The sequence below is a fragment of the Bartonella phoceensis genome, from assembly GCF_902825145.1.
GTDB lineage: Bacteria > Pseudomonadota > Alphaproteobacteria > Rhizobiales > Rhizobiaceae > Bartonella > Bartonella phoceensis.
Genome location: NZ_CADEAD010000002.1, coordinates 246347 through 269400, shown reverse-complemented (window position 1 = coordinate 269400; position 23054 = coordinate 246347). Strand labels below are relative to the sequence as shown.

Here is a 23054-nt window from a genome sequence, read left to right as displayed (position 1 = left end):
ATAAAAGAAAAACAAGGAAGGCCATGCACATGACAGCTGAAACAGAACGCGTAGGAGCCAAAGGTGGTATGGAGTACTCTTTTGGCTTTACAAGGGTTGATGAAACGCAAAAACAATCCATGGTTGATGGTGTGTTTCACTCTGTCGCTGAAAACTATGATAAGATGAATGATATCTTATCGTTAGGGCTACACCGTGTGTGGAAAAATTCTATGGTTGCGTGGCTTTCTCCCCCAGCATTTTCCAATTGGAAAGTTCTGGATGTGGCTGGCGGTACTGGTGATATTGCTTTTCGCATTCTTAATGCCTCACGCCAAAAAGCCCATGCTACAGTGCTTGATATTAATGGCTCAATGCTCAGTGTCGGTAAAAAGCGCGCACAAAAAAATGGTCTTGATTCCCGAATTGATTTTGTTGAAGCCAATGCAGAACAGCTCCCTTTTGAAGATAAAAGTTTTGATGCGTATACTATTGCTTTTGGAATCCGCAATGTGCCCCATATCGATAAAGCACTTAGAGAAGCTTTTCGTGTTTTAAAACCGGGAGGACGTTTCTTATGTTTAGAATTTTCAAATGTTGAAATGCCTCTACTCGACAAACTTTATGACATTTGGTCTTTTCATGCCATCCCTAAGCTTGGACAAATCATTGCAAATAATGGTGATGCTTATCGTTATTTGGTTGAATCTATTCGTAAATTTCCTAAACAAGATGATTTTGCCCATATGATCAATCGTGCAGGTTTTTCACGGGTATCGTACCGCAATCTCACCGGTGCTATCGCAGCACTGCATTCAGGTTGGAAAATTTAAAAATGGTGCAAATTTCCACTTACTTTCAATTGATGCGCGCGGGATGGGTTTTAGCGCGTGAAGGCGTTTTGAAGGCTCTTCCTCACGATAATCTCCAAGGATTTCCAGCATTATGTCATCGTATCGCAGGTGCCTTAGCGCGACGCAAAACGAAAAAAAAACAAAGATCTGAAAATATTTCTTATGCCATCAATAAGCTCGGTCCTTCTTACATAAAACTTGGTCAGTTTCTTGCTACCAGACCCGATATTGTTGGACGTGATATTGCGGAAGATTTAGCAAAACTGCAAGATCGTGTCGAAACATTTCCCTGTACTGCTGCTATTGCCCAAATTGAAAATTCGCTTGGTCGTTCTATCAGTGATTTATTCGTAAACTTTTATCCACCTATTGCTGCCGCTTCTATTGCCCAAGTTCATCCAGCTGAATATGTTGATGAAACCGGTCACAAAAAAAAATGTGCTGTTAAAGTCATCCGTCCCAATATCAGAAGGCGTTTTTCTAAAGATCTTAGAGGCTTTTATCTTGTTGCTCGTTTACAAGAACGTTATATACCGGCTTCTCGACGACTACGCCCTATTTGTGTTGTTGATACTTTGGCACAAAGCACACGTATCGAAATGGACTTACGATTAGAAGCAGCCGCCATATCAGAAATGGCTGAAAATATTCAAAATGATAGAGGCTTTCGGGTTCCAAAAATTGACTGGGAGCGAACAGGGCGTAATGTTTTAACAATGGAATGGATTGATGGCATAAGGATATCTGAAATTTCTGCCCTCAAAGAAGCTGGTTTTGATTTGCAAGCGCTCGCAGTTACGCTTATTCAATCTTTCCTTCGTCATACATTGCGTGATGGTTTTTTTCATGCCGATATGCATCCTGGTAATTTATTTGTAGATTCAAAAGGATGTATTGTTGCTATTGATTTAGGAATTACAGGGCGACTTGGTAAAAAAGAAAAGCATTTTCTTGCTGAAATTCTTTACGGCTTTATTACTCGCGATTACCATCGGGTGGCACGTGCTCATTTTGAAGCAGGATATGTGCCTCCACACCATAATATTGAAAGCTTTGCTCAAGCCAATCGTGCCATTGGTGAACCAATTCATGGGCAATCTGCACATAGCATTTCTATGGCTAAGTTGCTCACATTGTTGTTTGAAGTCACTGAATTATTTGACATGCAAACACGACCTGAACTTCTATTGCTACAAAAAACGATGGTTGTTGTTGAAGGTGTAGCGCGCACATTGGACCCTTATTTTAATATGTGGAAAGCTTCTGAACCTGTTGTCAGGGAATGGATTAGCAAAAATTTAGGACCTGTAGGAATAGTAAAAGACTTTAGTGAAGGGGCGCAATCACTCCTTTCATTAGCCCGCAAAACACCGCAATTGATACAAAATTTCCAACGTATGGAAGAAGACCTCAATACAATCAGAGAAAAAGGATTTAATCTTTCCCCCACAACCCTTAAGCAACTTGCTGCCGAACAAAGTCGCACCAATCGTTATGGCCGTTATAGTCTGTTCATCATTGCGTTTTGCTGCGCTTGCATTACTTTTTACCTTTTTCATCTTTTCTAGTCTGCTCAATATGCTAAAAAATATCAATTATGCAATCATTGAAATCATCTTATTTCTTGGAGGTATTTTATGGCTAGTCTTACCGTTCGTAATCTCTCTCCTGAAATCAAAGAAGCTTTACGCATACGTGCCGCAAAAAATGGCATCTCTATGGAAGAGGAAGTTCGCCGTCTTTTAAGCAATGCTGACATTCTAACTTTACCACTCCCTCAAGTAAGTGTTCTTGAGGCGCAATCATTGCAATCAAAATCACTTCTTCTTATTATTGGTGGGAGTATTGCAGCTTATAAAGCGCTTGACCTGATTCGCCGTTTACAAGAACGTGGAGCGCATTTAAACATTATCCTAACAAAAGCAGCGCAAAAATTTGTTACACCTTTAGCAGCTGAAGCTCTAAGCGGTCGTACCGTGTATAGCGATTTATTTTCACGCGAAGAAGAACATGATATTGGACATATCCGCTTGGCACGTAATGCTGATCTCATTATTTTAGCGCCCGCCACCGCCAATCGCATCGCAAAAATAGCTAACGGTATAGGAGATGATCTGGCTGATTGTGTGCTTTTAGCAGCACGCTGTCCACTTTTAATTGCACCAGCCATGAATCCAACGATGTGGGCACATCCAGCAACTGTTCGCAATGTTATTCAATTGCGCAAAGATGGTGTTCATATAGTAGGGCCAGAAATTGGCAAAATGGCTGAGCGCGATGAAACGGGTTGTGGACGCATGAGTGAACCCCTAACCATTGTAGCAGCAGTGGAGTCTCTTTTAGGTGTGCAGGAAAAACCACTTTCTGGGCGCCATTTCATTGTTACTTCTGGTCCTACCCATGAACCAATTGATCCTGTGCGTTATCTTGCTAATCGCTCTTCGGGAAAGCAAGGCCATGCCATTGCAACAGCTTTAGCACATTTAGGCGCTAAAGTGACACTGATTTGTGGACCAGTGAATCTTGCCGATCCACAAGAGGTGAAAACCATTCATGTTGAAACAGCGCACCAAATGTTACAAGCTGTTCAAGCGGCATTACCTGCTGATGGAGCTATTTTTGTCGCCGCTGTTTGCGATTGGCGAAGCCAAACGCAATCTTTACACAAGATCAAAAAGAGTAACCATAAAACACCACCATCCTTGCATATAGTTGAAAATCCTGACATTTTAGCAACAATTGGACATGCTCCAAACCGACCGCCGTTGGTGATTGGGTTTGCTGCTGAGACCTCTGACCTCATTGGAAATGCACAAAAAAAATGTGTTGCAAAAGGTGCAGACTTCATTCTCGCCAATGACGTTTCTCTTCATGCTGATGGCACAAATGTTATGGGCGCTGATACAAATCAAGTTTGTCTTGTCAGTAAAGAAATTGTTGAACAATGGCCGTACATGAGTAAACAGCAAGTAGCACAAAAATTAGCAAAGGTTATTGTGTCATTTTTTGAGCTTCACAACCCTGCTCATCCATAAGAAAAAGATGCCTTCTTTCAAATAAAAACTGCCAGACATTAGACATTTGAATACCTTTAAAATGCAACACAAAGCAAAAATTAAACGCATCGACCAAATTACGTAAAACCATCTGGACGATAATTCTCATTGAGACACAAGTACCTTTGGACAAAAAGCAACCACTTCCTCACAAAAGAGAAGAAAACTCCTCTGTATTTTAGTCTATTTATAAAATGATTAACATTGGTGACTTTTATTGCCACGCGCGTATACTGTTCACTTCATTCGCTTTACAGAAAAATCTTCTGGTGATTTTCTGCCATGTATGTACAAAGATCTCCCCCATCACCGCTTTAAAAGATGAAGTTTACTAACCTGCACTAATCTGTCATCTGATTGATTTTTCTCGAGAAAATCTCATCTGCTGATCACTTATAGATTTCACTTTATAAACTCTATGGTAAAGTTCTAGATTAAATATTCTTTTCAAATTCGCACTGCTGTATTTGTTTGATACAAAAGAAAACTGAAATCAAACAAAGATGACATTGTCTTTTTCAATATACATGAATGCACTTTATATCATTGCGCTAAAGAAAATATTTTACAGAACTGTAGGAAATGCTCCCTTTTGACTATCTATTCTTTATCAACAAAATTGTAGAATTTATGAAATTACATGCATATTTAAAAGCACTTTCCAATTTCTCTCTTGTTTTCACTGTTTTTTTCTTATTTACTAAATCGTTATGATTTTTACTGCTGCCTATCGTTCTTTACAACGGCTTATAACCTTGCAATATCGCACGATGATCTTAAAAGCATTGGGAATTACCTTCGTTGTGCTCGCTATTTTATGGTTATGTGTGCGTCAGTTTTTTATATCCTACTTTTGGCCTTGGGTTGCTGATTTTCTTCCTGGATTACCCAGTTGGACAGGATGGTTGGGATTTGGCATGCTTATTGTTTTTAATTTTGGTTTAGCTTTGCTGATGGCTTTTTTTATTGCTCCAATCACTGCTATGATTGGTGGTTTTTTCATTGACTCTGCTGCTGAAATTATTGAAAAAGAAGATTATCCAAATGAACCTATTGGACATGCTCTGCCATTTGGGCGTTCTCTTATCCTTTCCTTGCAATTTGTTTTTTTAAGCCTTTTAGGCAATGGAATCGCTTTTATTTTGTTTTTCGTGCCAGGTATTAATTTGATTGCCTTTTATGTTATTAATGGCTTCTTGCTTGGTCGTGAATATTTTATGTTTACCGCTTATCGTTTCCGCTCTGAACAAGAGGCACATGCCTTTTTACATACGCATTACGCAACAGTTTTTGGCGCAGGATTGTTGATCGCGCTTTTTGTTTCGATTCCCATTCTTAATTTAGCATCGCCGCTTTTTGCAGCTGCCCTTATGACACACTTACATAAGATGCTTTCCCAAAAGACTGCCGCACGTGTCATACAAAAATGATGATATTTCCCTAAAACTCAATAAAAGAGCTCACGAGAAAAAGGAAGTATAAAACAAACTTTGTACCCTAAATGACTGCTTTCATTCCTCTCATTAAGGAAACCCTTTGAAAAAAACCTTGCCCTTATGCCGGCATTTCGTTAACATAATGCGATCATGTCCATTGTTTTTTGGATTATTATAGTCTTATTAATATTATGTTGTGAGGTCTCTCTGCTTTACAGATGTTGGTGTTAATGGTTGATCGAATATATTTTTTTATTAGAAGCAAATGAGGAATTTGCCAACCAGCATAAGGAATGGGTTTTGATATCAAAGTAAAAAAATAAAAAATGTCAGTTCTTAAATGTCGAAACTGCTGAGAGGCTTGTTGTAAGGAATACTCTTAAGGGAGAGAATTATTGTGATATTGAAAAAATAGAAAATTAAAGGACAATAGAGTGAGAGCTCTGCGCATACGCATAAAGATATAAAGAGGCTTGTTTATTCATTCAGTAAGACAAGTGTGATTATTTTGGGTCCTATATTCTTTCAAATCGTGGAAAATTATACAATATTTTAAAATTATACAATATTTTAAAGAGAGGCTATAAAGATGAACTGGATTACAAATTATGTTCGTCCTAAAATTAACTCGATATTGGGACGTCGTGAAATTCCAGATAATCTATGGATTAAAGATCCCACCAGTGGCGAAATGGTTTTCCATAAAGATCTGGAGATGAATCAATATGTAATTCCTAGTTCTGGTTATCACATGCGCATCAGCGCTAAAGATCGTCTCATGCATTTTTTTGATGATGGTATTTATACGACTATGGAAAACCCAAAAGTTGTAACAGATCCTTTAAAGTTTCGCGATGAAAAACGCTATATCGACCGTTTAAAAGATTATCGTTCTAAACTTGGAGTTGATGACAATATTTTGAGTGCACGCGGTACTATTGAGGGCTTACCTATTATAGCCACCGTTCAAGATTTCGCCTTTATGGGTGGATCACTTGGTATGGCTTCAGGAGAAGCCATTATCAAAGCTTCTGATACTGCTATTGCCGAAAAATGTCCCTTGGTTCTTTTTTCCGCTTCTGGCGGTGCACGCATGCAAGAAGGAACACTCTCATTGATGCAAATGCCCCGTACAACCGTAGCCATTGAAATGCTGAAAGAAGCAAATCTTCCCTATATTGTTGTTCTTACCAATCCGACTACCGGTGGCGTTACTGCTTCTTACGCTATGCTTGGCGACATTCACATTGCCGAACCCGGTGCTATGATCGGTTTTGCAGGACCGCGTGTGATTCAACAAACTATACGTGAAACTTTACCAGAAGGTTTCCAGAGTAGTGAATATCTGCTTGAACATGGTATGATTGATATGGTTGTATCACGCTTAGAAATGAAAAAAACCATTGCAAGACTTCTGCGTTTGATGATGAAATATCCCGCAACTGTTAACCCTTCCAATTCATCCCCAACAAATTCTCAAACATCGCTTTCTACGACAAAAGCAGCTTAACTTTATGGAACAAAACCAAGTACAAAGGATGATAGATAATCTACTAAAAAATTATCCAAAAAAATTTGATCTTTCTTTAGAACGTATTCTTCGCCTTTTAAAACATCTTGGTAATCCACATTTAAGACTTGCACCTGTTATTCACATTGCTGGAACAAATGGTAAAGGATCTGCCTCAGCAATTTGTCGTGCTCTTTTGGAAAGTGCTGGCTACCAGGTTCATATGTACAGCTCACCTCATCTGGTCAATTGGAATGAACGTTGTAGGCTCGGTCAAAAAGGAGGAGGCCAACTTGTTACAGAAAACCAATTGGCTGAGACAATTCGTGAAGTTATAAGAGCGAATCATCAAGAACCAATCACTGTTTTTGAAATTTTAACAGCAGCTGCCTTTATGTTGTTTAGTATTCATCCAGCTGATGTCGTGATTTTAGAAGTTGGATTAGGAGGGTGTTTTGATGCTACCAATGTTATCAAAAAACCAGCTGTATCGCTTATTATGCCTATCGACTATGATCATGAAATTTTTCTTGGAAACACAATCGCACAAATCGCTTTTCAAAAAGGGGGAATTATCAAACCAACCGTTCCAGTGGTTATAGGTAAACAAGATCATGAAGAAACTCTTTCGATTTTAACAACCATTGCAGATAAAAATAAAGCATCTTATTCCCTGTTTGATCAAGATTATCAAAGCTATACAGAATATGGACGTATGGTCTTTCAAAACACTCGATGCCTCATGGACCTTCCCCTTCCTAACCTTATGGGGGCCCACCAAATTGCTAATGCTGGAGCTTCTCTTGAAGCAGTACATCAAGCAGGTTTTCAACTTTCAGAACAAGCAATAAGTCACGCTTTGCAAAATGTTTACTGGCCAGCACGGATGCAACATCTGACTCATGGACATTTGATTGATCGGCTGTCTCCTAGTATTGATATATGGTTAGATGGTGGCCATAACCCCGCTTCTGGAAAAGTCGTTGCAGCAGAGCTTACGCTGTGGAGAAAAAAAACAGAACGTCCTTTTATCATGATTGCCGGTATGCTCAATACCAAAGATGCTGTCGGTTATTTTTGCCCTCTAGCAAACCTCATAAACAAAGTTTACACGATCCCATTAACAAACAATAGTGCTGGTACTTGTCCAAAAATTTTAGCTGAATCCGCTCAAAAAGCAGGACTTTCTGCTACCCCGCAAGCACGGCTACAAGATGCCTTACATAAAATTAACACAGAGCATAAAGATGCTATTGTCCTTATTGGTGGTTCCCTTTATCTTGCCGGCGATATTTTACGTGACAATAAAACACCACCATGTTAGAAATTGATCACTCATGGAGCTTTAAAAGATAGACCTTCTGATCATGCAACTCGATTATGCACTTTATCAACATCCTAAACTTATTACTGTATTCGGCGGTTCTGGTTTTGTGGGGCGGTATGTTGTTGAAACTTTAACCAAACGGGGTTATCGTGTTCGCATTGCTGTTCGCTGTCCACAAAAAGCTTACTATATGTTCCAAATAGGAGAAGTCGGACAAACCCAAATGCTGAAAACCAATATCGAGCATCGTGCCTCTGTTGCACGTGCATTGCTTGGAGCAGATGGTGCAGTATTTCTTCCTGGTAGCTTAGCGCAAGCGAATCAATCAAAATTTCAAAATATACAAATCGATGGTACACGAAATGTCTCTGAGTTAACAGCTAAAGCAGGTATTCCACTTATCTACATGTCAGCGCTTGTAGCCAATAAAAACGCTTCATTTCTTTATGCACGCGTTAAAGCTATGGGTGAACAAATCGTTCAGAATACACATCACAAAGCAATTATTATGCGCCCATCCATTATTTTTGGTCCAGAAGATTGTTTCTTTAACACCTTAGCAAACTTTTCTTGTTTTTTACCAATTATGCCCCTTTTTAGAGGTGGTCAAAGCAAATTGCAACCCGTATATGTTGGCGATATCGCTGAATTTGTTGTACGCGCTTTAGAAGGACAAGTTCTCTCTGGAAAAAGTTATGATCTTGGTGGCCCACAGATTATCACATTCAAAAATGCCCTTGAAAAGGTTTTAAAAATCATTTACCGTAAGAAAGTAACGCTTTCTGTGCCTCTTTCCTTAGGACTCTTGGGTGGTGTTTTTTTTGGAACTATCGGTAAATTGCCTTTCGTACCAACACTTGTGACAACAAATCAGATACATTTCCTACAAATAGATAACATTGTTTCTCAAGAGGCTATAGAAAATGGATACACTTTAGAGGGCGTAGGCATTACCCCTAGAGCAATGTGTGCTCTTTTGCCAAGCTATCTCTGGAGATTTCGTCCACAAGGTCAATTTTCCAAGAATCTACTAGCTTAGTGCATATTCTCTCAAGTCTTAGACAAGATATTGATTTATAATAATTTGTTGTTTTTTCCATATTGGAAATGAGCATACCGAACAAAGTCATATTTTCTTACTTCAACTTTTTATATTCAAAATCGAAAAACCACTTATTCACACATTACATGAAACATTGAAGTATGAAAAAAGATCGTTCGAAAATAGACTCAATATATTTTTCATAAATTGTCTCAATGTAAAAACGCAAAAAACAATGAAAATTGAGAAACATAATGATGGTTTTTTTTTATTATTTTATAAGCGTCAAAATGCTGATACTCTGTGAATTTTGCATTGTAATCTTTATAGGCAGTATGAGAAAATGAGATTAGAAGAAAGGTGAAATGTCTTTTTAAAATAAACACATGAAACGTGCTATTTTTCGTAAATGTGTATTTTTTATCATCAAATTCATTTCTACTTTATAAAAAGAAACAGTAAATATCTTGATGAAACTTATATGTCTTACTCTTTTTTCAGAATAGAGAACAGTTCTCTTTGTTATTCCTCCTTTATCATAGCTTTAAAACAAGCAAATGTTGATAAGCTTTATCCGCAATAGAATTTCTTCTAAGATTCCTTACCCTATCAATCCTATCAGCATTTAATGTATTGATGTTTATTTTTTGCGGGGATGGATGGTATAGAGATCTACAAAGAAGTTTTTCTATTCTCTTGCATTTTTTTTTAATTTCTCCTACCGTTCGGAAAAATATTTTTAAAGGAATAAAGAATGGCAACTCCAGATTATGTTGTCAAAGACATCGCACTTGCTGCCTATGGTCGTAAAGAGCTTGATATCGCTGAAACAGAAATGCCAGGTTTAATAGCTTGTCGTAAAGAATTTTCCTCTAGCCAACCTTTACGGGGAGCACGGCTTTCTGGTTCATTGCATATGACGATTCAAACAGCTGTTTTAATTGAAACATTGAAAGCGATTGGGGCTGATGTACGGTGGAGTTCCAGTAATATTTTTTCTACACAAGACCATGCAGCAGCAGCTATTGCAGCTACAGGTACTCCTGTCTTTGCAGTAAAGGGTGAAACGCTTGAAGAATATTGGACTTATATAGATGCTATTTTCCAATGGCCTGATGGCAATCTTTCAAATCTTATTTTGGATGATGGAGCAGATGCTACAAATTATATTTTGATGGGATGTCGTGCAGAAGAAAATAAAGATATTTTGGCTCATCCCAATACAGAAGAAGAAGAATTCTTTTTCAAACAAATCCAAAAGCGTATGGACGCTACACCAGGCTTTTTTACACGTCAGTGCGCAGCAATCAAAGGTGTGAGTGAGGAAACAACAACGGGCGTACATCGCCTTCATCACCTACAAGAGAAAGGGCTTTTGCCTTTTCCTGCCATTAATGTCAATGATAGTGTTACGAAATCAAAATTTGATAATAAATATGGATGTAAAGAATCACTCGTAGACGGTATCCGACGTGCAACAGATGTTATGATAGCTGGTAAAACAGCCATTGTTTGTGGTTATGGGGATGTAGGTAAAGGTTCAGCAGCCTCGCTTTCAGGTGCTGGAGCACGCGTTAAAGTGACAGAAATTGACCCAATCTGTGCCCTTCAAGCAGCTATGGATGGTTATGAAGTTGTTCATTTAGATGAAGCCGCCTCCAGTGCCGACATTATCATCACAACAACAGGCAATAAAGATATTGTCCGCTTAGACCATATGCGGCAAGTGAAAGATATGTGTATTCTTGGCAACATTGGCCATTTTGATAATGAGATTCAAGTATCTACTCTTAGAAATTTACCATGGACGAATATTAAACCTCAAGTCGATATGATTACCTTTCCCGATGGAAAACGCATTATTTTGCTCTCTGAGGGACGCTTACTGAACCTTGGTAATGCCACGGGACATCCCTCTTTTGTTATGTCGGCATCATTTACAAACCAAGTTTTAGCGCAAATTGAGCTTTTTACCCGTTCAGAACACTACAAAAATAAAGTAGCTGTTTTACCAAAACATCTTGATGAAAAAGTTGCGCGCCTTCATCTGGATCGGTTAGGAATAAAACTAACTGTTTTATCAGAAGAGCAGGCTGCCTATATTGGAGTTACACAACAAGGACCCTATAAACCAAATCATTATCGTTACTAAATTGTTTCCTTGGGTTAAAAGAAAAAGGAAAAGGCATTGCGCTCTCCTGTAGGTGATTATGACCTAAAAGAAAAAACTCAAAAAATGATCCGAATTTCTACATATATTTTTTGCCTTTTTTTTCCGACGTACGTTGTTGCTCAGTCATTGGAAATGCATTTCCCATTTGACTTTACTTTGCCGGATGGTCCATGGCTTCTTTTAGCTTTGTGTGGAGGGATTTTTTGTGCTTCACTTCTCACGTGTATAACAGTTATTATGCGTGCAAAAAAAGCTTCATGGAAACCTCTGTCAACAATTCAAGCAGACTTTTCTGAAAAACTTAAATATTATGAATGGCTTCTGGAAGAAACAGGGCAGTTCCTTCTTATTTGGGAGAATCCAACAGATTCACCCCGTGTGGTTGGTAATGTTTCCACTTTACAAAAAACAGGAATTCCCCAGCAAGATTTTCAGCATTTTGGACTTTGGCTTGAAGAAAATTCTCTGCGAGAACTTGACCATGCGTTAACGCAATTACGTTACAAGTCTCATCCTTTTGAACTTTCTGTTACCACCACAAACAATATGTTGTTACAAGTTACAGGAGTCATTGCTAGAACAGTAGCTATTGCACGCTTTCAAGACATTTCAACACAGCAGAGCGAAAATGCGCGTTTACAGAAAGATATCACAAAAATCCTTATCGAACTAAGAATGCAACGCAATCTTCTTGATTGTATTAAAGAACCTGTATGGATACGAGATTGCCAAGGAAATGTTTGTTTTGTTAATCACGCCTTTAGAGAAGTGACAAGCTTTCAAGAAGGCAGCAATGAAGTGAATGATCTTTTCAATGAAACAACGCAACGCAAAACAGATGAGACAGAAACGATTTTTCAAGAGCATGTTCATACAGTTATTGATGGAGAACGGCATCGTTTTCACCTCACACGGATTACGACAGCCGAAGGAATGGCAGCTTTTGCACACGATGATAGCGCATATGAAAATCTTGCTAATGAACTAAAACGTGTTCTGCAAAGCCATTGTGAAACACTTGACCAAATCTCAACAGCTGTCACTGTTTTCGATACCGACCAAAAATTAAAATTCTGCAACCATGCTTTTAAAATTTTATGGCCGTTGGAGAGTTCTTTTTTAGAAAGTGAACCAAGTCATACATTGTTGCTTGAACACATGCGTGAAAAAGGACTCATTGCTGAACACCCTGATTGGCGTGCATGGAAAGAAGAACTTTTTAAAGCCTACCAACAAACGGAATCGAATCAACAAATTTGGAATCTTCCAGATGGGCGCACAGTACGTGTTATTTCCAGCCCTCACCCACAAGGAGGTGTCACTTGGCTTTATGAAAATCTTACAGAAAAAATTGATCTTGAACGACGCTATAACACTCTCATTAAAATACAAGGCGAAACCCTTGATAAACTTTCAGAAGGCGTAGCGGTTTTTGGCACGGATGGACGTCTTCGTTTATCCAACCCAGCTTTGTCGAAATTATGGTCTCTCCCCTATAATTTATTGGTAGAAGGCACTCATATTACCCAATTACAAAGCCATTGTTCGAACTTAACTTTGAGACAAGAATGGGATCAGTTTACCAAATTTATTACAGGTTTTGCTGAAAAACGTGATACATATTCAGGTCGTATGGATCTCAAAAATGGAATGATTATTGACTATACACTGGTTCCACTTCCCAATGGAGAAACGATGCTTACTTTCGTTAATGTTACAGATACTGTTTATGTTGCGCGTGCTCTTCAAGAAAAAAATGAAGCCTTAGAAAGTGCTGATCGTTTGCGTAATGAATTTGTCCAACACGTTTCCTATGAATTGCGTACACCTCTCACCAATATTATTGGATTTTCTGATATTTTACGGGATCAAATTTTTGGCTCTATCAATGAACGCCAAAAAGAATATCTTGGGCACATTCACTCAGAATCAGGCACTCTTTTAAATATTGTTAATGATATTCTTGACCTTGCAACCCTCGATGCGGGCATCATGGAACTGGACATACAGCCAGTTAATATTGCTGATGCCATGGTACAAGCAGTAGCACGCGTAGAAGAGCGCCTTAACGGACGTTATATTACGCTTTTACAGCAGATTTCTCCTTCTTTAAATTTTATTTCTGCTGATGCAACACGTTTACACCAAATCTTTGTGAATGTTCTTAGCAATGCCATTAATTTTGCAACGGAAGCAAGCACAATCGAATTTTGTGCCGATGAACAAGATGATCACATTGTTTTCAGTGTCCACAATGAGGGATCTGACATTCCAGAAGATATTCTTGATCGCATTTTCAAACGTTTTTCTTCCCATTCACACCATGGTGGACGCGCTGGAGCGGGTCTTGGTTTGTCCCTTGTTAAAAGCTTTGTTGAGCTCCATGGTGGACATGTTGAAATTCTTACCGGTGCAGGACAAGGAACAACGGTTAAATGTTTTTTCCCAATTCCCAAAGGAGATAAAGTTTTTTAATCTCTTCCTTTCTACTTAAAAAAATTTTTCATCCATTGCACGGAACTGTTTATGAATTTTAGTTTTTTTCTTGAAAATGAAGAAGCGACTAAACTTTTTGCGCAAGATTTAGCTCTTGCTCTAAAGCCAGGTGATCTTGTGACACTACAAGGTGATCTTGGATCAGGAAAATCAACCATTGCACGAACAATCATTCATACACTTGCAAACGACAATACTCTGGATGTTCCAAGTCCTACTTTTACTCTTGTTCAAAGCTATCAACTTCCAAAATTTGAAATTATCCATGCTGATCTTTATCGTCTTTCTATGGCAGAAGAAATTGATGAATTAGGACTTTATGAAGCGCGTGAAAAAAGCATTTTACTCATTGAATGGCCAGAAAAAGGTGCTTATCTTTTAGGACCGATTACCTTTGCACTCATTTTACAATATGAAGAACATGGACGCCATGTGACTCTTACCTCATCACATCATTCCACTGAGCGCCTACAACGTTCTTTTGCAATCCGCACATTTTTAAAAACCCATGGGCGCGGTTACGTTCACCGTTATCTTTTGGCTGGTAACGCCTCCTCACGCAGTTATGAACTTCTAGATGATGGACAGCATCGAGAAGTTCTTATGGATGCACCGACCATGCAAATGGAACAAAGCGCAGATCTTGCTTACGTAACAATGACACACCTTGCAAAAGATATCCGCCAATTTGTAGGAATTAATCAAATCATTTTAGACAATGGATTTTCTGCCCCCCATATCTTTGTCACAGATTTTGAACAAGGTCTCTTGATTTTAGAAGATTTTGGATGTGAAGGAATTTTGGATCAAAGTGGTAATCCTATAGAAGAGCGTTATATCGCTTGTAGCGAATTGCTGGCCATCTTTCACCAAAAGTCATGGCCTTTCGAAAAACAATTTGCAACATTTTTGCTCCAAATCCCCTCCTATGATTACCAAGCATTACAATCAGAACTCTCTTTGTTGCTCGATTGGTATTTGCCCTTCCAAACACAAAAAAACTTAAATCAAAAACATCGTGAAGGCTTTTTTACGTGTTGGCAACCCTATCTCGATAGTCTCACTCAAGGAGAAAATACCTTTGTTATGCGTGATTATCATTCACCCAATATTTTTTGGCGTGTGCATAAAGAGGGAATTGCCCGCATTGGTCTGATTGATTTTCAAGATGGTTTACAAGGTCCAACGGCCTATGACCTTGTCTCTTTAGCACAGGATGCACGCGTCTTTATTTCCCCAACACTTGAAGCGAAAATCCTCGATGCCTATTGCAATGCACGTCATAAAGCACCACGATCTTTTGATGAAAATGAATTCCGCAAACTTTACGCATTTGCAGGTGCTCAACGTGCTTCGAGAATTTTAGGAATTTTTGTACGCCTCCATCAGCGTGATGGAAAATCATCTTATCTTAAATATCTCCCTCATGTGCAAGACTATCTTGCTCGCAATCTCTCACAGCCAATGCTTGCACCTTTACAAAGATTTTATCAAAAAATAGGGCTCCTTCCAAAAGTAGGATAGAAACTTGCACTGCGATCTTCGCAATACTTTTTTTATAAAAATTACCTATAGAATATGAAAATAACTCTATACCTATTTTTATTTTCCCAAATCTTTGATGAGAATGGGTGAATATTCTTTATAAAACTGGCTCTTTAAGCGTCACAAGTCCATGAGTCAATTTTTTCTTAAAACAATGTCATCTGTAAAAAGTATTTTCATATTGTACCGTGTAAAACGTATAATAAATCTGTTATTTATTAACTCCAATAATTTCCAATATACTTATAAATATCAAGTCTTTTAAAACAATATTTGTTCTTTATATTGCCTATTTGAATTAGAAAATAAATTATCGTCCATTCTCTGTATAAAACTATGAGAATATTTCTTTATAAATTTGTGCAAAAAATTAAAATATATGATGTATTTCAATATTTTTTTATAAGGACAAATTAAAAACTTCATGCATAGATATCGCTTTTCAGTTTGCCCCTTTTTAAAAATTGTATACAGTAGAAATGGTATAAATAATCAATAAACGGAATTTTCTACGTATCCCAAACGAGATCATATGACCCATAAACCACGTGTTTTTTCTATTTCTCCGGGAACTGCTTTTCTACCGCATTTTGTTGAGGCATTGCTCTCTGAAACGCTTATTGATAACTTTGCACCAAATGGAGATATCCAAATAGCCCTTGCCGATACCCTCATTTATGTACCAACACGCCGTGCTGCCCGCGCTTTACGTACAGCCTTTGTCGAAAGAAGTGATACTCAATCAACCTTTTTACCAACCATTCGCGCTCTAGGAGATCTAGACGAAGAGAGTTTTCTTTTTGTTGAAAACCATACCTACACTCTCAATCCTCCCATTGGAGATACAGAACGCCTCCTGCTTTTAGCACGTCTTATTCGTCCCTGGCGTGAAAATTTACCGGAACATTTGCGTGCCATGTTTGGCACAGAAGATGTGCTTATTCCTGCTCATACTGCCGATGCAATTTGGCTAGCTCAAGATTTAGCAAGGCTGATGGATGAAATCGAAACAGAAGCAGCAGATTGGTCAAAACTGAAAGAAATTGCCCCCGATATGGTTGCCGAATGGTGGCAAATCACTCTCGATTTCCTTACTATTATCACACAAAGTTGGCCGAAAATCTTAAAAGAAAGACAATGTAGCAATCCCGCTGAATGGCGCAATCAAGTACTCAAAATGTATGCTGAGATTCTACACCACACACAACCTCATAAACCTATACTTGCGGCTGGCGTATCAGGTTCTATTCCCGCAGTTTCTCATCTCTTAAAGGTAATTGCCTCCCTCCCAAAAGGAGCTGTTGTCCTTCCTGGGCTTGATCTTGATATGGATGAAGATCAATGGGAGGCATTAGGCACAATCAATGAAGAAAAAACAACTTATGATTTTTTAGATCAAGCAGCGAATGTTTTTAGTCATCCTCAATACCATTTAAAAAAACTTCTCTCTCTCATGAAATGTCACCGTATTCATGTTCGCGAAATTGGCCCACAAAATGCAATAAAGAAAAAACGCGCTGCTCTCTTATCAGAAGCACTCCGACCAGCCTCTACGACAGATCGTTGGGTAAAAATTATCCGTGATAATTATGAAAACATCTGTGCAGATTGGTCATTCATTGAAGCTATAAATGAGCGAGAAGAAGCTCTCACTATTGCTGTTGCTTTACGTAATGCCATTGAAGAACCTCAAAAAACCGCCGCTCTTATTACACATGACCGTAATTTAGCACGCCGTGTCTCAGCTGAATTACAACGTTTTGGTATTGAAGCAAATGATTCAGGCGAGGTACCGCTTGCACAAACACTCCCTTCAACTCTTTTACGACTTCTTTTAGAAAATGTCTTTCAACCTTATGATCCTGTTGCTTTTCTTTCCCTTCTCAAACATCCATTTACAACGCTAGGACAAAACCGGCACCGTTTACGCAAAATGGCAGAAAATTTTGAACTCTTTGTTCTTCGAGGAAACACGGGCTATATTAATCTTTTCGAATGTGACAAATTTCTTGAAAAGTGGATAAAAACACATTTCCAAAACACTTCTGACAATAACATTTTTGATCAACAGAAAAGCGAAGAAGCACATTTGCTTTGTCATCTTTTGGTCAAAGCTGTTGAGCCTTTAGCATTTCTCATGAAACAAGAGAAAGAATGCACCATCAATGAAGCCGCGATAGCAACAGTTGAAGTTTTTGAAAATTTTGGCCGTGATGAAAACAATTCGCTTGCCCATCTTTATCAACATGAAGCAGGACAAACTCTCCTAACTTTTTTGCGTGAATTGGTGAGTGATCAATCAGGATTAAAATTTCATCTTCGTGAGTGGCCCGCTATGTTTTCAGCTCTGATAGCGACTCATTCTGTCACGCCCTCCCCCGGAGGTCATCCACGTTTATTCATCTGGGGTACTTTGGAATCACGTTTGCAAACGGTTGATACCGTGGTTATTGGCGGTCTTAATGAAGGATCATGGCCAATTACAACCCGCAATGATGCTTTTTTATCGCGTCCTATGAAAATGATGTTAACGCTTGAACCACCTGAGCAGCGTATTGGTCTTTCTGCACATGATTTTCAATGGGCTATGGGAATGAATAAAGTGGTGATGAGCCGAGCACTACGGGTCAATTTTGCTCCTTCACTTCCTTCACGCTGGTTACAACGCCTAGAAACAGTCATAGGAAAGCAAGTTTGGCAACAAATACGTGCCCGAGGTGAAAAATTTCTTCATTGGGCAAAAATGCTTGACAATACAAATATGATTGGCTGTGTAGCCCGCCCTTGTCCTATACCACCCCTTAAGATGCGCCCACGTCATTTTTCTGTCACTGAAATAGAAACCTTGCGGTATGACCCTTACGCCATTTATGCTAAAAAAATCTTGCGCCTCAAACCGCTTAAAAAGCTCATTCATAATCCTGGTGCTGCTGAACGTGGAACGCTTTATCACGCTATCCTTGCTGATTTTTGTACACAAATAAAAAATCCAAATGCTGCAAATGCTCTAGATGCACTCCTCACCATTGGACGTCAAGAATTTGATAAGTGCGATTTACCTGCCGATATTGAAGCAATTTGGTGGATTCATTTTGAAAATCTTGCTCCGTTTTTACTCCAATGGGAGCAAAGCTTAGGGCCTCGAGAACGATATGCCGAAGTCGTATCGCAAAAAATATCTATAGGTACCACAGGTGTAACCCTTTCAGGACGTGCAGATCGTATTGATGTATTGCCAAATAAAATGGTTGAGATTTTTGATTTTAAAACCAACACTCCCCCCTCATCAAAACAGGTTCGTGATTTATTGTTTCCACAATTGGCATTGGAAACAGCTTTGCTTATGCAAGGTGCCTTTACAGATTTTCAAGATCTTACTCCCTCAAATTTATTTTACATTCCCCTTAATGAAAAAGGTAAAATTATGCCCCAATCAATTCTCTTAAAGAAAGGAGAAAAAGAACACCAAAGCGCAATAAATCTTGGTGAAAAAGCATGGGAACATCTTCTCGCACTAATGAATTATTATCAAAATCCACAACAAGGTTATCTTTCACATGCAGTCCCCATGGCAAAACGATGTGAAGGGGACTATGACCATCTTGCACGCTTGTGGGAGTGGTCAAGCGGTTTCCATAAAGCAGATCAATCATGACTTTTTTTTCTATTCCTGAAGCAGCCCTTGATGCACAAGCAACGGCAACACATCCAAAAACAAATGTATGGGTTTCTGCAAATGCAGGATCTGGAAAAACCCACGTTTTAAGCGAACGTGTTATTCGTTTGCTTTTAAACGGTACTCCTTCAGCACGTATTTTATGTCTTACTTATACAAAAGCCGCAGCAGCTGTTATGCAATCGCGGATTTTTCGCACACTTTCCAGCTGGAATGAACTTGATGATACACAGCTGCAAAAAACCTTATCACAGCTTGAAAAGAAGCCCGTTAATGCGCAAAAATTAACCTATGCGCGTCAACTCTTCGCTCGTGCTCTCGAAACACCAGGGGGCTTAAAAATCCAAACTATTCATGCATTTTGTGAATCCCTCTTACATCAATTTATGCTAGAAGCCAATATTGCTGGACATTTTGAACTGCTCGACGATATCAGTCGAAAAAAATTACTACACGAATCCCGTCGCCAACTTTTGGAGCATAAGGATGTACAGTCCGCTTTGAAACTGTTGCTTCAAGTTGTCAGTGAGCACACTCTTAATCAATTGCTGTATGAAACAACGGAAAAACAACATAAATTGTCTGATTTTTTATCCTCCATTTTGTCTGAAAATGGGGAAGCACAATTGCGTGCACTCTTTCATTTAACCCCCGATGAAACAAATGAGCGGTTGCTAGAAAACATTCAACAAACTGCTCGTCTGCCTCTTTACGCTTTCACACACTGCCAAACCCACGGCAACAAACACCTTAAGGATATGATCGCGAAATTTTCCCGCTTGGCAGAGATTTGTGATGAAACAGATATTATCAATATCATTTCCGATATCTATTTTACAACAACAGGAAAACCAAGGAGTTTCTCACGTTTATCTTGTAAAAAATCAGATGAAATTTGGCCTTTTATTCAACAAATGCTTGAAGATCAACAAAGCAAGCTTTCTGTTCTTCTAGAAAAATATCAATGCTTAAAAAGCTTCACACTCAATATGGCTGCCTTCCAGCTTTGTAGCATGTATCTTAAAATCTATGCAAATTTAAAAAAAGCCAATGGTCTGTTAGATTTTGATGATCTCATTGAACGCACACTCTATTTATTACAGCGTAAAGGAGCGAGCCAATGGGTGCATTATAAACTTGATAATGGCCTTGATCATATTTTGCTTGATGAAGCACAAGATACCAACCCTGAGCAATGGCAAATTATTCAACTTTTGGCACAAGAATTTTTTACAGGATACAGCCAACGTACAAACACACGTACTCTTTTTGCTGTTGGAGATGAAAAACAATCCATCTATTCTTTTCAAGGCGCTGTACCAGAAAATTTTGCCACAAATGGACAAATAATTCAAAAAAAAGCGCAGCAAACAAAACAAAAATTTGAAAAAATACAGCTGAATTATTCTTTTCGCTCTACAGCTGATGTTCTGAAAAGCGTTGATCTTGTCTTTGAAACACCAGAAAATTACAAAGGACTTTCAGCAGAAAATACGAAAACGGTGCACGAAGCTATTCGTGTTCATAGCCCAGGTGAGGTTATTGTATGGGACGCATTTTCTAAAGAAACAAGTAAACTTCCTGACGATTGGCATGTCACTGTTGACCATTTAGACACACCAGCAGTACGCTTGGCAGAAAAGATTGCTGAAACCATCGCTGAGTGGTTACATAAAGGAGAAATACTTCCAGCAAAAGGACGCTTAATGCGAGCCAGTGATATTATGATTCTGGTTCGCAAACGTGATCAATTTGTTTTAGCTCTTTCTCGTGCACTTAAACAACGTAATATTCCTGTTGCAGGTGCTGATCGTTTACAACTCACCAATCATATTAGTGTACGTGATTTAATGGCGCTTGCACGTTTTGTCTTACAACCACAAGACGATCTTTCTCTTGCTTGTGTTTTAAAAAGTCCACTTTTTTCGTTTACCGAAGAGGAAGTTTATCAGATTGCAGCACACCGTACAGGCTCGCTTTGGCAGAGCCTTTGTTTGCATGCATCATTCCATGAATCTTTGAAACATGCCTTTGAAATCTTAAACCACTATCGCACTCTCGTAGATAAAATACCAGTTTTCGAATTTTATAGCCATATTTTAAACAACGATAAAGGACGACAAAAAATTCTAGCCCGTTTAGGCTTTGAAGTAAATGACGTACTTGATGCTTTTATGGATTATACCCTCACCATTCAAAAAACTGGTCTACCAGGGCTACAAGCTTTTTTGGAAACATTAAGTGTAAGCGAACCAGAAATTAAACGAGAGCTTGATCAAAACCATGACGAAGTTCGTATTATGACTGTTCATGCGGCTAAAGGACTGGAAGCTGCTGTTGTCTTTCTGATTGATCCAGGAAGTGCTATTTGGCATCCTCAACATGCACCGCATCTTCTTAAAGTTCCCTTAAACAACACACAATTAAGTGATCAACAAGTTTTTATCTGGCGTCCCAATAAAGAATTTAACACAAGAATCTCCGAAAAAGCACTTTCGTATTTAAAAGAGCGTGCAGAAGAAGAATACAAACGCCTTCTCTATGTCGGAATGACGCGCGCTGAAGATCGATTGTTTGTCTGCGGATATAGCAGTGAGCGAACCTCCTCTCATACATGGCTCCAATTGATAAAGAAAGCTCTCAAACCGCATGCAGTTGCTATAAAAGGTCCAGTAGAAGATATTGAGGCTTGGCGTTATTGCATTACATCTTCTTCTTCCCCTATAAACCAAGAAATCTCTTGTGCTGCGTGTCAAACATTCCAATCTTTACCGGCTTTTTTCTCCCATAAAATACCACCAGAACCACCCCTACCAAAACCGTTGAGGCCTTCTGTTGCTTACCTTTCTATTGAAGATGATGCTGACATTTCTTCCAATCCAAAATATCTGAGTATTTCACCTGTCTTAGGAGAAACAAACACCAACAGAGCTTTTTTCATTGAATATGGTAATATTGTTCACCGATTACTGCAACATTTGCCCAATTGCTCTCACGAAAAACGTCGCGATTATGCCCAACACTATCTCAAAACCAAAGCTTCTCATTGGCAAGAAGCCCAAAAAGAAAAAGCACTTTGTCATGTTTTGCAGATTTTAGATCATTCCTACCTCGCTCCCCTCTTTTCTGAACAATCGCATGCTGAAGTTCCTTTAACAGGTATTGTAAAAATTCGTGGAAAAAAACAAGCAATTTCCGGTCAAATTGATCGTCTATACATCACACAAAACAGGATTATCTTTGCGGATTTTAAAACGGGAATCCCACCAGAAGATGAAGCCTCTATTGACCCACATTATTTGCTGCAAATGGCTCTTTACCGAAAATTGCTGCAAACTATTCATCCTGACAAAGATGTTCAAGCCCTTCTTGTCTACAGCAAAGAAGTGAAAGTTTTTAAACTTCATCCGGAAAAGCTCGATGCTCTTCTTGATGAAATTGCTTGATAAACCAAAAAATCTTTTCCCACAAAGCATCTTATAATTTATCTTTGCAATAACTTGATATGAAGCGCTATCGTACCAATCTATAAAAGCGAATATAAAGGATAAATCAATGACATGTATAAAAGTTGATAAAAGCAATTTTGAAAGCGAAGTTCTAACCTCTTCCACTCCTGTTGTAGTTGATTTTTGGGCAGAATGGTGTGGCCCTTGCAAAATGATTGCCCCAATTTTGGATGAAATTTCAACAGAAATGCAAAATCAAGTTAAAATTGCCAAAGTGAATATTGATGAAAATCCGGAATTGGCTACTCAATATGGAGTGCGCTCAATTCCTACCTTATTGATGTTCAAAAATGGAAATGTTTCCTCGAATATGGTTGGTGCTGCTTCTAAAGGACGTGTTTCTGAATGGATTAAAGAGGGGCTTTCTTAAACCCACTTATAGTGATTTTTTTTAAAAAGGAGAGGGGCCTTGCCTCTCTTCTTTGCTTGATTTTTTAATAGTTCTTTTTTT

Annotated in this window: 13 protein-coding genes; all 13 read left to right on the top strand. The window is 38.7% G+C overall.

The genetic code is table 11. The features are described from left to right. The first annotated feature begins 29 nt into the window (after positions 1-29). Entirely contained in the window at positions 30-812 is a 783-nt protein-coding gene (ubiE, locus tag J7R07_RS03375; protein ID WP_208435528.1) for a bifunctional demethylmenaquinone methyltransferase/2-methoxy-6-polyprenyl-1,4-benzoquinol methylase UbiE, read from the top strand. Between the two features lie 2 nt (positions 813-814). Continuing rightward, positions 815-2401, top strand: a complete 1587-nt coding sequence (ubiB, locus tag J7R07_RS03370) for a 2-polyprenylphenol 6-hydroxylase (RefSeq protein WP_208435527.1) — start codon at positions 815-817, stop codon at positions 2399-2401. Between the two features lie 69 nt (positions 2402-2470). Then, complete coding sequence (coaBC, locus tag J7R07_RS03365; protein WP_208435526.1) at positions 2471-3868, top strand: bifunctional phosphopantothenoylcysteine decarboxylase/phosphopantothenate--cysteine ligase CoaBC; 1398 nt, start codon at positions 2471-2473, stop codon at positions 3866-3868. Between the two features lie 731 nt (positions 3869-4599). After that, on the top strand, positions 4600-5319 hold the full coding sequence (locus J7R07_RS03360) for a sulfate transporter family protein (RefSeq protein ID WP_208435525.1): 720 nt from the start codon (positions 4600-4602) through the stop codon (positions 5317-5319). 595 nt (positions 5320-5914) lie between these two features. Next, entirely contained in the window at positions 5915-6835 is a 921-nt protein-coding gene (gene accD / locus J7R07_RS03355) for an acetyl-CoA carboxylase, carboxyltransferase subunit beta (protein ID WP_208435524.1), read from the top strand. A gap of 4 nt (positions 6836-6839) precedes the next feature. Continuing rightward, entirely contained in the window at positions 6840-8159 is a 1320-nt protein-coding gene (locus J7R07_RS03350) for a bifunctional folylpolyglutamate synthase/dihydrofolate synthase (protein WP_208435523.1), read from the top strand. A gap of 43 nt (positions 8160-8202) precedes the next feature. Next, positions 8203-9201, top strand: coding sequence for a complex I NDUFA9 subunit family protein (locus J7R07_RS03345; protein ID WP_208435522.1), 999 nt, complete (start codon positions 8203-8205; stop codon positions 9199-9201). A gap of 757 nt (positions 9202-9958) precedes the next feature. Continuing rightward, complete coding sequence (gene ahcY / locus J7R07_RS03340; protein ID WP_208435521.1) at positions 9959-11356, top strand: adenosylhomocysteinase; 1398 nt, start codon at positions 9959-9961, stop codon at positions 11354-11356. A gap of 84 nt (positions 11357-11440) precedes the next feature. Further along, positions 11441-13852 (top strand): sensor histidine kinase, encoded by a 2412-nt coding sequence (locus J7R07_RS03335; RefSeq protein WP_208435642.1) that lies wholly within the window; start codon positions 11441-11443, stop codon positions 13850-13852. A 51-nt stretch (positions 13853-13903) separates the two neighbouring features. After that, positions 13904-15397, top strand: a complete 1494-nt coding sequence (tsaE, locus tag J7R07_RS03330; protein WP_208435520.1) for a tRNA (adenosine(37)-N6)-threonylcarbamoyltransferase complex ATPase subunit type 1 TsaE — start codon at positions 13904-13906, stop codon at positions 15395-15397. 553 nt (positions 15398-15950) lie between these two features. Next, positions 15951-19073 carry a double-strand break repair protein AddB gene (gene addB / locus J7R07_RS03325; RefSeq protein WP_208435519.1) on the top strand — a complete coding sequence of 1041 codons (3123 nt, stop codon included), beginning with the start codon at positions 15951-15953 and terminating at the stop codon, positions 19071-19073. After that, positions 19070-22540, top strand: a complete 3471-nt coding sequence (gene addA, locus J7R07_RS03320; RefSeq protein ID WP_208435518.1) for a double-strand break repair helicase AddA — start codon at positions 19070-19072, stop codon at positions 22538-22540. Before addB ends, addA begins: the two co-directional genes overlap by 4 nt. 109 nt (positions 22541-22649) lie before the next feature. Further along, positions 22650-22973: a thioredoxin gene (trxA, locus tag J7R07_RS03315; protein WP_208435517.1), complete on the top strand. Its 324-nt coding sequence runs from the start codon at positions 22650-22652 to the stop codon at positions 22971-22973. The last annotated feature ends 81 nt before the right edge of the window (positions 22974-23054 follow it).

What these genes read in the sequence shown, in the direction of transcription:
- accD (WP_208435524.1), top strand. Translation starts at nt 5,915, where the DNA reads ATGAACTGGATTACAAATTATGTTCGTCCTAAAATTAACTCGATATTG.
- addA (WP_208435518.1), top strand. Translation starts at nt 19,070, where the DNA reads ATGACTTTTTTTTCTATTCCTGAAGCAGCCCTTGATGCACAAGCAACG.
- addB (WP_208435519.1), top strand. Translation starts at nt 15,951, where the DNA reads ATGACCCATAAACCACGTGTTTTTTCTATTTCTCCGGGAACTGCTTTT.
- J7R07_RS03360 (WP_208435525.1), top strand. Translation starts at nt 4,600, where the DNA reads ATGATTTTTACTGCTGCCTATCGTTCTTTACAACGGCTTATAACCTTG.
- coaBC (WP_208435526.1), top strand. Translation starts at nt 2,471, where the DNA reads ATGGCTAGTCTTACCGTTCGTAATCTCTCTCCTGAAATCAAAGAAGCT.
- tsaE (WP_208435520.1), top strand. Translation starts at nt 13,904, where the DNA reads ATGAATTTTAGTTTTTTTCTTGAAAATGAAGAAGCGACTAAACTTTTT.
- trxA (WP_208435517.1), top strand. Translation starts at nt 22,650, where the DNA reads ATGACATGTATAAAAGTTGATAAAAGCAATTTTGAAAGCGAAGTTCTA.
- J7R07_RS03350 (WP_208435523.1), top strand. Translation starts at nt 6,840, where the DNA reads ATGGAACAAAACCAAGTACAAAGGATGATAGATAATCTACTAAAAAAT.
- ahcY (WP_208435521.1), top strand. Translation starts at nt 9,959, where the DNA reads ATGGCAACTCCAGATTATGTTGTCAAAGACATCGCACTTGCTGCCTAT.
- ubiE (WP_208435528.1), top strand. Translation starts at nt 30, where the DNA reads ATGACAGCTGAAACAGAACGCGTAGGAGCCAAAGGTGGTATGGAGTAC.
- ubiB (WP_208435527.1), top strand. Translation starts at nt 815, where the DNA reads ATGGTGCAAATTTCCACTTACTTTCAATTGATGCGCGCGGGATGGGTT.
- J7R07_RS03335 (WP_208435642.1), top strand. Translation starts at nt 11,441, where the DNA reads ATGATCCGAATTTCTACATATATTTTTTGCCTTTTTTTTCCGACGTAC.
- J7R07_RS03345 (WP_208435522.1), top strand. Translation starts at nt 8,203, where the DNA reads ATGCAACTCGATTATGCACTTTATCAACATCCTAAACTTATTACTGTA.